The 14,643-nt window shown below is 40.9% G+C and carries 15 protein-coding genes; 12 read left to right on the top strand and 3 right to left on the bottom strand.

Annotation, left to right across the window (positions count from 1 at the left end; genetic code table 11):
- Window positions 1–483: 483 nt before the first annotated feature.
- From OTG27_RS14380 to phoU, 7 genes are all read left to right on the top strand, one after another.
- Entirely contained in the window at window positions 484–1,704 is a 1,221-nt protein-coding gene (locus OTG27_RS14380) for an MFS transporter (RefSeq protein WP_034308434.1), read from the top strand.
- A 193-nt stretch (window positions 1,705–1,897) separates the two neighbouring features.
- On the top strand, window positions 1,898–4,072 hold the full coding sequence (locus OTG27_RS14375; RefSeq protein WP_268937271.1) for a peptidoglycan D,D-transpeptidase FtsI family protein: 2,175 nt from the start codon (window positions 1,898–1,900) through the stop codon (window positions 4,070–4,072).
- A gap of 210 nt (window positions 4,073–4,282) precedes the next feature.
- Window positions 4,283–5,248 carry a PstS family phosphate ABC transporter substrate-binding protein gene (locus OTG27_RS14370; protein WP_268937270.1) on the top strand — a complete coding sequence of 322 codons (966 nt, stop codon included), beginning with the start codon at window positions 4,283–4,285 and terminating at the stop codon, window positions 5,246–5,248.
- 138 nt (window positions 5,249–5,386) lie between these two features.
- Window positions 5,387–6,286 (top strand): phosphate ABC transporter permease subunit PstC, encoded by a 900-nt coding sequence (gene pstC / locus OTG27_RS14365; protein WP_063577668.1) that lies wholly within the window; start codon window positions 5,387–5,389, stop codon window positions 6,284–6,286.
- A 3-nt stretch (window positions 6,287–6,289) separates the two neighbouring features.
- The gene (gene pstA / locus OTG27_RS14360) at window positions 6,290–7,168 is read left to right on the top strand and encodes a phosphate ABC transporter permease PstA (protein ID WP_034308427.1); all 879 of its coding nucleotides are present in this window, start codon (window positions 6,290–6,292) and stop codon (window positions 7,166–7,168) included.
- Window positions 7,169–7,183: 15 nt separating this feature from the next.
- Window positions 7,184–8,011, top strand: coding sequence for a phosphate ABC transporter ATP-binding protein PstB (gene pstB, locus OTG27_RS14355; protein ID WP_082609445.1), 828 nt, complete (start codon window positions 7,184–7,186; stop codon window positions 8,009–8,011).
- Window positions 8,012–8,030: 19 nt separating this feature from the next.
- Window positions 8,031–8,684, top strand: a complete 654-nt coding sequence (gene phoU / locus OTG27_RS14350) for a phosphate signaling complex protein PhoU (RefSeq protein ID WP_048682139.1) — start codon at window positions 8,031–8,033, stop codon at window positions 8,682–8,684.
- Between the two features lie 68 nt (window positions 8,685–8,752).
- On the opposite strand, the gene OTG27_RS14345 is transcribed toward phoU, so the two are convergent.
- Window positions 8,753–9,184: a hypothetical protein gene (locus OTG27_RS14345; protein WP_268937269.1), complete on the bottom strand. Its 432-nt coding sequence runs from the start codon at window positions 9,182–9,184 to the stop codon at window positions 8,753–8,755.
- A 2-nt stretch (window positions 9,185–9,186) separates the two neighbouring features.
- A complete protein-coding gene (locus OTG27_RS14340; RefSeq protein WP_268937268.1) occupies window positions 9,187–9,603 on the bottom strand; it encodes a hypothetical protein in 417 nt (138 codons plus the stop codon).
- 584 nt (window positions 9,604–10,187) lie between these two features.
- On the opposite strand from OTG27_RS14340, the gene OTG27_RS14335 reads away from it, so the two are divergent.
- The 5 genes from OTG27_RS14335 (at window position 10,188) to OTG27_RS14315 (ending at window position 13,786) form a co-directional block, all read left to right on the top strand.
- Window positions 10,188–10,796 carry a hypothetical protein gene (locus tag OTG27_RS14335; RefSeq protein ID WP_057278825.1) on the top strand — a complete coding sequence of 203 codons (609 nt, stop codon included), beginning with the start codon at window positions 10,188–10,190 and terminating at the stop codon, window positions 10,794–10,796.
- 117 nt (window positions 10,797–10,913) lie between these two features.
- A complete protein-coding gene (rpmG, locus tag OTG27_RS14330; RefSeq protein ID WP_028391797.1) occupies window positions 10,914–11,063 on the top strand; it encodes a 50S ribosomal protein L33 in 150 nt (49 codons plus the stop codon).
- A 182-nt stretch (window positions 11,064–11,245) separates the two neighbouring features.
- Complete coding sequence (locus OTG27_RS14325; protein ID WP_268937267.1) at window positions 11,246–11,818, top strand: 5-formyltetrahydrofolate cyclo-ligase; 573 nt, start codon at window positions 11,246–11,248, stop codon at window positions 11,816–11,818.
- Between the two features lie 76 nt (window positions 11,819–11,894).
- The gene (locus OTG27_RS14320) at window positions 11,895–12,083 is read left to right on the top strand and encodes a hypothetical protein (RefSeq protein ID WP_034308414.1); all 189 of its coding nucleotides are present in this window, start codon (window positions 11,895–11,897) and stop codon (window positions 12,081–12,083) included.
- Between the two features lie 164 nt (window positions 12,084–12,247).
- The gene (locus OTG27_RS14315) at window positions 12,248–13,786 is read left to right on the top strand and encodes a rhomboid family intramembrane serine protease (RefSeq protein WP_098866502.1); all 1,539 of its coding nucleotides are present in this window, start codon (window positions 12,248–12,250) and stop codon (window positions 13,784–13,786) included.
- Here OTG27_RS14315 and OTG27_RS14310 read toward each other — a convergent pair.
- A complete protein-coding gene (locus tag OTG27_RS14310; protein WP_268937266.1) occupies window positions 13,781–14,638 on the bottom strand; it encodes a hypothetical protein in 858 nt (285 codons plus the stop codon). The genes OTG27_RS14315 and OTG27_RS14310 overlap by 6 nt on opposite strands.
- Window positions 14,639–14,643 lie beyond the last annotated feature (5 nt).

Raw genomic sequence — 14,643 nt, 5'->3', positions numbered from 1 at the left:
TTCTTTATACTGTTACTGTTCAAGTTCAGAAGGAAAACAGTATAAGGGCAACTACTTCTCTGTCATCGCCATCCTGGCTCGCCAATCGAAGAGTTTTCTTTATACTGTTCTTGATGTAAAGGGAAAAGCTTTTAAGGAAAACAGTATAAGGGCAACTACTTCTCTGTCGTCGCCATCCCGGCTCGCCAATCGAAGAGTTTACTTTACACTGTTCTTGATTTTATTTGAGAGAGCTTTTAAGGAAAACAGTATAAGTGCAACTACTTCTCTGTCATCGCCATCCAGTCTCGCCAATCGAAGAGTTTTCTTTAAACTGTTCTTGATTTTATTTGAGAGGGCTTTTAAGGAAAACAGTATAAGGGCAACTACTTCTCTGTCATCGCCATCCTGGCTCGCCAATCGAAGAGTTTTCTTTACCTTTTTTTACATAAATTCTTTTGTTTTTTCAAACACTAGAGTGGAATTTAAAGGAGAGTTAAAACAATGGGTATTTTAGAGAGATGGTTGGGTGAAGCGGGCGGGAAGAAAGATTTGCACCTCCTTTTGTTTATTGGCGGGCTGTACAGCCTAAGTATTGCTTTATCCAATACATTCGTTAATGTGTACTTGTGGAAACAATCCGGTCAAATTGTTGATATTGCCGTGTATAATCTAACCGTGGTGCTTTTTCAACCTCTTACTTTTGTCTTTGCCGGCAGGCTCGCGAAAAAGGTTGACCGAATCATTGTTTTGCGTCTGGGTGTTATCTTTTTGGCCCTGTTTTATTTATCGGTCCTATTGGTCGGCACACGGGCAACGGATTTCCTTTGGTTGCTTGGTGGGCTGTTAGGAATCGGTTATGGGTTTTATTGGCTTGCCTATAATGTCTTGACTTTTGAAATAACTGAACCGGAAACCAGGGATTTCTTCAATGGATTTTTAGGGATTTTATCATCCATTGGGGGAATGGTCGGCCCGATTCTTTCAGGGTTCATCATTTCGAGGCTTGAGAAATTCACGGGATATTCCATTGTATTCGGGCTGTCTTTGCTATTGTTTTCCATTGCGGTTTTTCTTAGCTTTTCGTTAAAAAGACGTCCGGCTCATGGCAGGTACTGCTTCTTTAGGATATTGCAGGAACGGAAAAATAATCGGAATTGGCTCTTGATCACTCGTGCTCACTTTTTTCAAGGGATACGAGAGGGCACATTCATGTTCATCATTTCGATTACCGTTTTCATTCAGACGGATAGTGAACTTGCCTTAGGGAGCTATGGTCTGTTAAATTCGGCCATATCATTCGTTGCGTATTTTTTTGCTTCACGATATATAAAACAGCCGATGCGCAAAAAGGCGATACTTATTGGAGGAATCCTGTTGTATGCAGGGGTCTTATTGATTGCATTTGATATCACATTCGGGAAGCTTCTCATTTATGGGGCAATTGTCGCTACCGCATATCCAATTCTTTTGGTCCCATATATATCTCTGACTTATGATATTATAGGCCGGGCTTGGAAAGCAGCGGAAATGAGGATTGAATATATCGTTGTCCGGGAATTGTTCGTTCATATTGGAAGGATTGTATCTATATCAGGATTCATACTTTCCGTCATGTTATTCGACCTAAAGCAATTACTGCCGATTTATCTGTTGATCGTCGGGGCAGGGCATACCGTGATATATTGGTTTGTACGGAAAATCGATATCATTGACCAAGATTGAAAAGAGGCCTTAGAGGCCTTTTTTCAATATACATGACTTACGGATTTAGGATATATGAGCCGTAAGTCACTTTTTATGTAAAGTTCGTTAGATGTTTAATATTTCTAGAACACTAAGGTAGAAAAAAATATAAATGTTCTATAGAATGGTATAGGACCTATTATGACTATGTAAAAAGGATGTGTGGCTTAGTGTGAATAAAAAGAAAAAGAAAAAGACGCATGTGCCTTTCAGATTGAATATTCTTTTCTTTTTAGTGTTTGTTTTGTTTTCCGCTTTAATTTTACGCTTGGGTGTTGTACAGATTGTTTATGGTGATGATTACCGGCGTGAGATTGAAAGAACAGAGGAAGTGACCGTGAATAATTCGGTGCCCCGTGGGAAAATGTATGACCGTAATTTAAAACTTATGGTCGATAACCAACCACTGGATGCAATTACATATACACGAAAGCAAGGTACGAAACAAACAGAAATGGTGGAAACGGCTGAGAAACTCGCGAAGTTGATCGAAAAGGAACCAAACAAAGTGACTGAGCGCGATAAAAAGGATTTTTGGATTTTGAAGAATCCGAAGCTGGCCGAGAAAAAGATTACCGATAAAGAACGGAAAAAAGTGGAAGAGGGCGAGATGGAAGAAAGTGATTTGTATAAGCTTCAGCTTGATCGGATTACTGATGAAGAAACAAAGCTTTCGGAAAATGATCTGGAAGTCCTTGCCATCTACAGGGAATTTGCAAGCGGATATGCCCTTACCCCGCAAATTGTGAAAAACAAGGAAGTAACAAAAGAAGAATTCGCCAAGGTGAGTGAAAACCTTGATTCGCTCCCAGGGGTCGATATATCTACAGATTGGGATCGTTTTTATACATATAATAAAACACTTAAATCTGTATTGGGTAAAGTCTCCTCATCTGAAGAAGGGTTGCCTAGTGAAAGCCTGAACTACTACCTCGCGCGTGATTACAGCCGGAATGACCGTGTAGGTAAGAGTTATATCGAGGCGCAATATGAAGATATCCTCCAAGGGCAGAAAGCGAAAGTAAGGAATGTGACCGATAAATCAGGAAATGTCGTCGATTCCGAAGTGATTACCGAAGGTTCACGGGGAAAAGATCTTATATTGACAGTTGATATGGATTTACAGCTTGCAACAGAGGAAATCATTGAAAAGCAATTGATTGCCAAGAAAAAAATGGGTAACACCAAATTCTTGGACAGGGCCTTTGTCGTCATGATGGATCCCGATACAGGGGAAGTATTGACGATGGCTGGCAAGAAATATGAGAAAGATCCAAAAACAGGGAAATCCTCGATTGAGGACTTCGCATTAGGAAATATCACGACTTCCTATACGATGGGTTCTGCGGTTAAAGGTGCTACCGTTTTAACCGGTTATCAGCAGGGTGCGATCCAGCCGGGTACGTACTTTTATGATACGAAGCTGAAAATCAAAGGTACACCAGCAAAAGGTTCATATAGTAACTTCGGAAACATTAATGATTTGACAGCATTGAAAGTATCTTCGAACGTGTATATGTTCAGGACTGCCATTAATATTGCAGGTGCGCATTATGTGCCGAATGAGCCATTGAATATTAGTTCTAGCGCCTTTTCGACCATGCGGAATTCATTTGCCCAGTTTGGCTTGGGAGTCCGTACAGGGATTGATCTCCCGAATGAAATGAGCGGGTTCAAAGGTTCCGAAACATCTCCAGGTAAGCTGCTTGACCTTGCTATCGGGCAGTATGATACGTACACACCAATGCAGCTCGCGCAATATGTTTCTGCCATTGCGAATGGCGGTAACCGCATGAAGCCGCATATGGTTAAGGAAATCCGTGATCCTGTTGATAATAATGAGCAATTGGGACCTGTTGCCGAAGACGTTTCACCGACTGTCCTTAATCGTCTTGATATGAAGGAAGAGTGGATTGAACGTGTTCAGAGCGGTTTCGATAAAGTTGCGATGGAACAAGGCGGAACGGCTTATAAGTATTTTGGGAATAAACCGTATACAGTGGCAGCTAAAACCGGGACGGCGGAAGCATTCTATGACGGCCCGAACCGGTTGGATTATAGCGAGCCCCAAGAAACGATGAACATCACGCTTGTTGGCTATGCCCCAGCCAAAAATCCGGAGGTCGCTTTTGCGGTCGTTGTGCCTTGGGCATACCAAGGGCATTCAGGCCACAGCATGAGTAAAGAGATAGGTGAAGAAATTATGGATACTTATTTCGAACTGAAAAAAGAACGGGCTAAGAAGGATAAGGAAAATACCGAAACCTCGACCGATTTGAAGGTGGAGAATGGTAAAGACGTTCAAAAGGACCAGGCTGAAGTTAGGAAAAGCCAGGAAAATGAATAATAAAAGGTTAAAAACACGTTTTTGGGTAAAACCGGAAACGTGTTTTTTTTGCATTTTAAGAAAGGGATCAGCACTGTTCTTACATCTTTACAATAAGTACACAATTATTTACTGAATATTTACAAATGCTTTAAACGGAATTTACAGTCTGAAAGTATGATGTGGGAGTAGGACAAAATATTCATATAAAATTCTTAGGGGGATTTACAAATGAGACGTTTCAAATTTATGGCTATGACCGCAGTAATGGGTGGAGTAATCGCAGTGGCAGCTGGATGTGGATCTAATGATACTTCAAACAGCGGTAAAGGAAATGAAGCGGCTTCAGATCAACTCAAGGGAGAAGTTATTACGGATGGTTCTTCAACGGTCTTTCCGATCATGGAGGCAGTTGCGGAAGAATATATGGCTACACAGCCTGAGGTGAAGGTTTCAGTAGGATCGTCAGGAACAGGTGGGGGATTCAAGAAATTCATCGCTGGTGATACGGACCTAGCCAATGCATCCCGCCCGGTGAAAGAAGAAGAAAGTGCCTTACTTGATGAAAAGGGTGTTAAATATACAGAATTGAAACTGGCCTTTGACGGTATTTCAATCGTTGCCAATAAAGATAATGATTTCATCGATTCACTAACAGTTGAAGAACTTCAAAAACTGTGGATTGATAATGGAAAGGTGAAGAAATGGTCTGATATACGTCCTGAATGGCCGAACGAAGAAATTAAATTCTACTCTCCGGGAACAGATTCTGGAACATATGATTATTTCAATGAAGTGATCCTTGAAGAAAAACCAATGGTGGAAAATGCTACGCTTTCAGAAGACGATAACGTTCTTGTACAAGGTGTAGAAGGCGATAAAAATGCGATTGGATTCTTCGGTTATGCCTACTACTCTGAAAATAAAGATAAGTTAAAGATCATTTCCATCGACAACGGCAAAGGCGCTGTAGAGCCAACGCATGAAACGATTAAAAGTGGGGAGTATGCACCATTGTCACGTCCACTTTACACATATGTAGCTAATAAGTCGGTAGCTGAAAAAGAACAAGTTGCAGATTATACTCAATTCGTCATTGAAAATGCAGGAGAGCTTGCAGAAGAAGTGGGTTATATCAGCCTGCCGGAAGAAGAGTACCAGAAAGATCTTGATAAATTAAAAGAATTGGAAAAATAAACGATATTACAGGCTATTGAAATCCCGCCTTGACTCGATTGAGGCGGGGGTAACAGCTTGTAAATCCAAATATTGCGTGTCTGAAATGGAGGATGCAAGTTGGAACTTAGAAAAACAGAAACCTATTCTGTACAGCAAATGATTCTGGAAAAGAAAAGTAAGAAAAAAATCAATTTGGAAAAAGTCATGCCTAAACTTTTGTTCCTTACGGCGGCAATTTCCGTTTTTACTACAATCGGGATCATCCTGACCCTTATATTTGAAACATTCATCTTTTTTGACAGAGTATCCATCGTCGAATTTTTTACGGAAGCTAAATGGCTGCCATTTGCATCTGCACCTTCCTATGGGATTATGCCCCTTATTGTTGGAACGTTGAAGATAACAGTCATAGCAGCGGTGGTTGCAGTTCCAGTAGGACTTGCAACAGCCATTTTCTTGAGTGAATATGCATCAGAGAAAACACGGAGAATCATCAAGCCGATTTTAGAAGTTTTAGCTGGGATTCCTACTATCGTTTATGGCTTTTTTGCCTTAACTTTTGTAACACCGGTTTTGCGTGATTTATTTCCTTCCCTTGACATGTTCAATGCCCTGAGTCCTGGAATCGTCGTAGGTATCATGATCATGCCGATGATAGCTTCTTTGTCGGAAGATGCCCTGGTATCAGTGCCGAAGTCGATTCGCGAAGGTGCGTATGCTTTAGGAGCAACAAAACTTGAAACGACAATTAAAGTGGTATTGCCAGCAGCCATTTCTGGAATTGTGGCATCCATCGTCCTTGCTTTATCCAGAGCGATCGGGGAAACCATGATTGTGAGTGTTGCCGGTGGCTCGACCCCAAATATGAGCATGGATGTCACTTCATCGATTCAAACGATGACCGCTTATATCGTTCAGGTCAGTTCGGGGGATGCTGGGTATGGGACAACGATTTACTACAGCATATATGCGGTTGGAATGACACTGTTCGTCTTTACGCTTGTCATGAATTTACTGGCGCAGTTCATCTCTCGCAAGTTCAGGGAGGAATATTAAGTCATGAAACTGATAAACAAAAGTCATGTTGCAAAAAAAATGCCTGCTAGGCTTGCAGTTAACACGATTTGTAAAGGATTATTCTTCTTGGCAACATTGGTTGGCCTCCTCGTATTGGCCATCTTATTTTATCGGATATTCACTCAAGGAATTGGTAGTCTGAATGGGGATTTCCTTCAGAATTTCGCTTCCAGGAAACCTGAAGAAGCTGGTATAAAGGCAGCGCTGATTGGTTCAATATGGTTGATGGTAGTGGTGGCCCCAGTTTCCCTGCTGCTCGGTGTTGGAACGGCCATTTATTTAGAGGAATATGCGAGGAAGAATTGGATCACCACTTTTATCAAAGTGAATATTTCCAATCTGGCAGGTGTCCCGTCAATAGTATTTGGACTATTGGGCTTAACGGTTTTCGTTCGTGCTCTTGCCTTGGACCGGTCCATATTGGCAGCGGGACTGACCATGAGCCTACTCGTTCTCCCGGTCATCATAGTCGCTGCACAGGAGGCCATACGTGCCGTACCTCGTGATTTAAGGGAAGCTTCGTTTGGAATGGGTGCAACAAAGTGGCAAACCATTTTGAAAGTGGTCCTGCCTGCTGCGATACCTGGCATTTTAACTGGAGGAATACTTGCTTTGTCACGGGCAATCGGTGAAACGGCGCCATTGGTGGTGGTTGGCATTCCAATGTTCATCGCCTTCTTACCTCAAACGGTCATGGATACATTTACAGTGCTGCCAATGCAAATCTATAATTGGACATCTCGTCCGCAGGAGGAATTCCAGCAGGTTGCTGCCGCGGGAATCATCGTTTTACTCATCCTGTTAATAATCATGAATTCAATAGCCGTTATAATTCGAAATAAATTCCAGAAAAGATACTGATAGGAGGAAGGAAGCATGAATATGACCTTAACGAGAGAAAAAGTGTCACCGGCTATCGAAATCGATAATGTCGGATCAGCTGCCTTGTCGGAAAAGGTGTATGAAACATCCAATCTTAATTTATGGTATGGAGAAAACCATGCTTTGAAAAATATTAATCTGGATATGCACCAAAATGAAGTGACGGCCATCATAGGGCCTTCAGGATGTGGGAAATCCACCTACATTAAAACATTGAACCGAATGATAGAACTAGTCCCGGATGTGAAAACGACAGGACAGATTAAATATAGGAACAGGAATATCCTTGATCAGTCCTATAAGGTGGAAGATTTAAGGACACAGGTGGGGATGGTCTTCCAAAAGCCTAATCCCTTTCCTAAATCCATATATGAAAATGTTGTATATGGACCAAAGATCCATGGAATTAAAAATAAAAAAATTCTTGATGAGATTGTCGAAAAGAGTTTAAAAGGGGCAGCGATTTGGGATGAAGTGAAAGACCGTCTGCATGAAAATGCATATGGACTTTCAGGTGGACAGCAACAGCGTCTTTGTATTGCCAGATGTTTGGCAATCGAACCAGATGTCATTCTAATGGATGAACCTACTTCTGCCCTTGATCCGATATCCACGTTGAAAATAGAAGAATTGGTCCAGGAACTGAAAAAGGATTTCAGCATCATCATCGTTACCCATAACATGCAGCAGGCAGCACGTATCTCTGATAGAACAGCCTTCTTCTTAAATGGGGAAGTCATCGAATATTCTGATACAAATACCATCTTCTCTAATCCGAATGATAAAAGAACAGAAGATTACATTACCGGACGTTTCGGTTAAGAGAAAAGGAGATGCGATAATGATCGTTCGTGAAAATTTCGAGCTTCAATTGAAAGAGCTGCAAGAGAAAATCGTGAAGTTGGCTAATTTAGCTTCTGGAGCCATATCAAAATCATATGCCGCACTGGAAAGCAATAATGTAGATGAGGCTCTTGAAGTTATTGATGATGATACAATAGCTGATTTACTTGAAGAGGAAATAAATGACTTTGCGATTTTACTGATTGCTAAGCAACAGCCGGTTGCGATTGATTTAAGGCGTATCATTGCTGCCATAAAAATCGCCTCGGATATTGAAAGGATGGCAGACTTTGGTGTGAATATCGCCAAATCGGCGATCCGAATCGGTGACCAGCCATTTATTCTGCCTTTAACACCATTAAAGCAGATGCATGATATTACATTAAAGATGATTCGACTTTCAATAGAAGCATTTGAGAAGGAAGATGTTGTTCTTTCAAGAGAAATCATCGAAATGGATGATGAGGTTGATCGCTTTTATGGAGAAATGATTCGAAGTCTCCTACGCCTTTCAGATGAAAAAAACCTTCAGCAGGTTACGCAGCTTTCCCTAATTGCTCGATATTTGGAAAGGACAGCGGACCATACAACGAATATCGCAGAGAATATTTACTTCCTTGTAAGAGGGAGATATATCAGCAGGAATGAATGAACCTATCCTAATTGAAAAAAGAGAGGCTTTTTCTCGGACATCGTCCATTTAAAAGTCTCTCTTATTCATTAATGTGTCAATGTATTGGCCATTTGTCTATATGTCATATTATTCGTAACAACAAACTCGCCGATTTGTATTTTTTTCGAGAAATCCCGGTCATTCATGTAAGCTTCAAATTCAGCAGCATCATCGATGATTTTTTCCTTGGAAAGGAGATCGGCAATCTCGGCTGTGGTCATATTCGTTTTCACTTTAATTGTATAGGTTGAAGCTTCCTTCTCCATTAAAACCTTATCCGGATCCTTCGGTTGGACGGTCTTTTTAGCTTCCACGGTAGGAAGTGTAACGACGAATCCCTTCTTTACGAGCAATTCCTTAGCTTCCTCCGCAGTGGGAGTGGTGCCTTCGAACTTATCGGTGCCATAATAAAAGGCAGCAAAGATTGTTGTTGTAAAAATGATGCCGGCGGAAAGACCTTGCAGTCTTGCTTTATTCATGTTCATTCACCCCGCAATCTTTGCTGCTCAATCACTGAAATGGTTTGTTCCTTCGTTAACGAGGATTGTCTAGCGATCTGGTCCAAAGTGAGACCTTGACTATATAAAGATAGAACCTGGCTTTTTAGAATCTTATGTATGGGTTCGATATCATTGGAAGTGACAGTTGATTGATCCTTTACAGAGGGAACAGGTTCGTCCTGGATAACGAATTCCTCTTCAAGAATCTTCACCTTCTTCTTTAATTGGTAGATATCCTGCAAATACGTTAGTGTCATCTGTTCCAAATCTTCTTCTAATTTGGCAACTTTATCTTTACCGAAGGCTCTTTTCGTAAAGATTGTTGTTTTTAAAACGAAACTATTTAAGGTTGAATGGAGCGGAAGTGCGAGACTCCTGCGGGACAGGTGAGACCCCACAGGCGTTTACGCCGAGGAGGCTCACCGCCCGCACCAAGGAAAGCGAGCATCTGGAGGGGAAATCAACCACACTGCACTACCTGGTAAAAAGTAACAAAGTATGTGAAAACAGCCTTACCGAAAAAGGAAATGATGAGAAGGACGATAAGTGTTTCCATGTTTTCACCTTAGAAGATAATTTTCGACAATATACTTATAGTTTACGCATATTCGAAAAAAATTGGGGATTTTCATATTTTTATATTTTCGGAAGTAGGCAGTAAACTTCATTTATTGTCTGTTTTTTTTCAAATATTGTCGAAAAGCGATGTGACCGTCGTTGATGGAAAAAAATTAGGCATGAAAATGGGAAAAAAACCTTTGAAAGATAACGTACATAAAATTCGACAAAATGTGTTTATTGTCCATCAGCCAATTCAGTGCTAACATAAAGATAGAATAAATCGAAAAAACAAAATATTTTGAATTATTAAAAATCAATGATCCTATAAGAAAATGGTGTGCAGAATTTAAAGTGGATAGTTTCACTGTCAGCGCCTAACGATAAGTAATATAAAGATAAAAGAAGGGGAAGGGATGATTATATGAATTCGCTATCCGCGTATATGCCACAAGATAACCAGGAATTATTTCGTAAGGGATTAAAGGCTGGATTATGGATGGATGAGAGTTTTGATTGGTATCCTGAGGAGGATATGATGAGCCATCCTAATGGAGAGATCCGGACACTTTCACAGACGTATACCCAAGGGCAGGTGACCTTTTCGAAGTTCACGATCAGGAATACCTCATTCGAGACCAAGCGGCCAAAAGTGTTTTTTCACTATGAAAACGCTTTCGAAAGGCAGGCGGTGGCTTTTTACAGCCCGAATGAACGGGCGATTTTACATGTAGCCCCTCAATCGATTGCTTTATTGGGGGGATTGGTGAAAGGGAAAAGCATCTCTCAATATTGCATCCAAGGTAAGGGAAGCCTTTATCAAGAAGGATGCTTCAAATCATTGAAAGAGGGTCTCCTGGCTTATTCACCCCTCGCCAAAGGGGAAGTTACCAGTGTGTTTACGCTAGAAACGGAAATCTTACCAAAAGAATGTGTGGAAGCTGTGGCTTGGGTCATTCATGCTGATACGAAAGAAGAAGCGAAAGTTATAAATAATCAACTCCTCCTGACGATGCAAAACGTAAACAATTAAGAATACGAAAAAGTAATGTTGGATTTCCCGAAAAACATACTAGCAATTCGCATTGAATAATGATATTATAGAAAAGTCCTATGTGAAAATGTCAATATGTTTGGAGGGAAATACACAATGCGCGTAAATATTACATTAGCTTGCACTGAATGTGGAGACCGTAACTATATTTCTAAAAAAAATAAACGTAACAATCCAGACCGTCTTGAGCTTAAAAAATACTGCTCAAGAGAAAAACGCAGCACGACTCACCGTGAAACAAAGTAAGCAACAGGATTTTTCCTGTTGTTTTTTTTATGCATTTTTTTAAGTCCCTCTTTTCTCTCTTTCCTTTAGTGAATATTTTCACCAGAATGCACGAATGATTCGGCGATTTCCGACACCGTATTTTCGTAAATGGACAAATATTATGAGATAATGATAGAAGTAGACTAAAGGAGTCGGAAGAGATGAGAGAAAACAAGAATAAGCTCCGTCAAGAAGTTAGGTCCCGTTTAATGCAGCTGACTAAAGAGGAACATGAAGAACTATCCACCAGAATCGCTGTAAACTTATTCGCTTTGGAAGAATGGAAAAATGCTGATACTATTGGCATCACCATCTCCATTCCGCCTGAAGTCCCAACGGTACGGATCATCGAACAAGCATGGAGCGAAGGAAAAGTAGTGGCTGTACCAAAATGTGATCCCGAAAAAAAGACAATGGAATTCAAAAAAATTTCGTCCTTCAATCAGCTCGAGTCTGTTTATTACGGATTGCTGGAACCAGTGGCTGAAACAGCCAAGGCCAGCAAAGAGGAATTGGACGCATTGATCGTACCCGGCCTTGCTTTTACCAAGGAAGGGTATCGCCTAGGCTTTGGAGGGGGTTATTATGACCGTTTCCTATCTAATTACCGAGGAGATACATTGGCCCTTACATACGAGCTCCAATTAATGGATGAACTCCCGATAGAGGTACATGATTTAGCGGTGGGCAAACTCATTACCCCATCCAAGGTTATACGTACGTACGCCCATTAAGAAGAAGTTCATTAATTATCACTTTTAGCTCATAAAAATCCTATCCTGTATCACACTATTGATAGGAGGGATTGTTATGCTTCGATTAATTATTCAAATCTTTTTGGTTGGTTTAGCTGTTTATGCAGGTTACAAAAACCGGTACCGCCTGATTAATGTTGCGCTGTCCAACGGCATACTGAGAAGATTTCTAGTGACTAAATCCTTGGATATGCCAATGTTCAGGGATAAAATGATGCAAAGCATGTTCACTCAGACCAAATGAGGATGCCGGCATCTTGAAAAGGGAACCTGACCGAGGGTTCCTTTTTTTATTTTTAGGAGCGGGAAAACAGTCTCCTTTTTACTTTTTACATGATTTCGTCTATAGTTTTAATTAAAGAACAGGAATTTTAGAAGCTTAAGTTTCATTGGAAAGTGGGGAAGGCATTGGGATTTAAAGAGGATTATTTTTTTTGGGAAACCATAAGGGAGTTGTCTGCCCATTACGATTATCGAATGATCACAGTCACGGAAAACCATCAGGAGATTTGGCTTGAGAGCGATAAGAATAAGGAGTTTCCAGTCATAAGACTCATCCGCCATGATTTGGATTGGGCTAATTGGCTGAAACGCGATATCGAGCGAACATTGCAGAATGGGGAAAGAATCAGAAGGAAATTATATAAAAAGCCCATAAACATATTAAGTATCTATGTTAGTAAATTCGCCCCGGTCGATGATCATGACTTTAGTTCACGGGTGGCCTCCTTTAAAAAGACGGATGTCAACACGTTCCTTCTAACTTGTGAGAACTTTCATGATTCGTTGCAAAACCTTGAACATGTTTTGAAAAAACCACTTTCAATTCAAGTTCTTGAGGAAAATGAAATAGATGAGGAAAAGGTTCTTGAAGTAAAGAAGAACGCCATCTCGGAGTCAGTCAAAAAGGCTAAGGCAGAACAGAAGGTATTTCAAAATGCCAATAAGCCATTCTTTACATATATATTCATGGCGGTACAAATAGCAGTGTTCATCTTGATGGAGTTTAATGGGGGCAGCACCAATTCCAAGACTTTGATTGAGTTTGGCGCTAAATTTTCCCCTTATATCATCCAAGGGGAATGGTGGCGGTTCTTTACACCGATGATCGTCCATATTGGGTTCATTCATTTACTGATGAATACATTTTCGCTGTATTTGATTGGTGCTGAAGTTGAAAGGATTTACGGTAATGCCAGGTTCCTTTTCATCTATATATTCGCTGGTTTCGCTGGAACTCTAGGCAGCTTCATCATGACCCCGAACCTTTCCGCAGGAGCGAGCGGAGCCATTTTTGGCTGTTTTGGGGCACTTTTGTACTTTGGCATCGTCTATCCGAAATTATTCATGCGCTCGATGGGCTCATCGGTGATCGTGTTGATCATCATTAACTTAATATATGGTTTCAGCGTTTCGGGAATTGACAATGCAGGGCATATCGGAGGTTTGATCGGTGGGTTCTTGGCTGCTGGAGTGGTCCATCTGCCAAAATCCAAGAATATCCTTCGGCAGCTGGCTTTTCTGATCGGGACGGTAATACTGACCTATTCCCTGCTGCAATTTGGTTTCAATCATCAGGAAAGTGCAGCTATCGATGATAATACCATGGCAATGATGGCCCAAAAGTATATTGATGATGATGAAGAGGATAAGGCGGAAGAGATGCTATTCAAATATGTGGATTCAAATCCTGATGCACCGCTATCGCTCTTTATGCTCGGAAATTTATCTTTTGATAAAAAGGACATTTACAAGGCAAAGGGTTATTATGAAAAAGCGATTGAAAGTAATCCGGAATTGCATGAAGCCCATTACAATCTTGCCTTGGTCTACATGAATCTCGAATCATTCGACCAAGCTAAAGAGCAAGCTGATAAGGCTATTGAGCTTGCCCCGGATAATAAGTCATACACTAAACTACTGGAAGAAATTGAAAAGCAACTATAACTCTTGACGCAGCATGATTGGAGTACCGTCTTTCAGGGTAAACAAGACAAGTATTTCCCTTTGATTCTTCGCCATAAGCAATAGGGGGATGGTGCTACCTTGTGAACTCACAGTGGAGCCATCCTCCTTTTTTACTCCCAACACATAATTTTTGTATAGTCCTTCCCATAGTTTTCCCACAATTTCTTCCCGTTTGAATTGGGGGAAGGCAGCAAGCCATTGGTTTTTCTTTGAAGGCAGATCTGTTAAAGAAATGATTTTGTACTGATCAAGATTGACCTGAAAGGCTTGCCCGGCTTTCTCCAAACCATTTCGAACCGTTTGATCTGTCAAGCCGTCCAGCGTTTTTTTCCACTGAATCTGTTCTTCTGAAAGGGGGCGGTGGAAAAATTGAAAAACCGGTGTCGTTACTGTATAGAGTTTATCTTTGCTGAGCTGCTGGGCACTGGTGAAAATGGTGTCACTTGGATGAACCTCGGCATAATGAAACGTTACAGCTTCATAACGCCCACTCTCGGATTCTTTATATTTCGCTTTTTGAGAGAGTTCTTGTTTATTTTGGCGCCAATTTTTTAAAGCCCCTGCCAATTTTCCATTTTTGTATAAAAGCGATACGTCCTGACGTAAGTAAGCAGGCTGGTCCAACGTAGAATCCACCCTCCAAGTGATGGTATAGGTGGAATCCCCGGTTCCCTTTGGTGTCAGGTGGGTGGCAGCATGTTCAAAATGGAGCGAGGAATCGATGGGAAAAAAAATGATGGTTTCCTCTGTCCGTTTATGATTTGATAAATAAAGGATGACAAAAATGGTGGTTAAAACCAAAAAGACGGTATACTTCAATTGTACTTTCATTTTTC

Origin of the sequence: Peribacillus sp. AS_2, from assembly GCF_026891895.1 — a bacterium.
In the GTDB taxonomy this organism is placed as follows: domain Bacteria; phylum Bacillota; class Bacilli; order Bacillales; family DSM-1321; genus Peribacillus; species Peribacillus frigoritolerans.
This window is presented reverse-complemented; position numbering and strand designations above follow the sequence as displayed.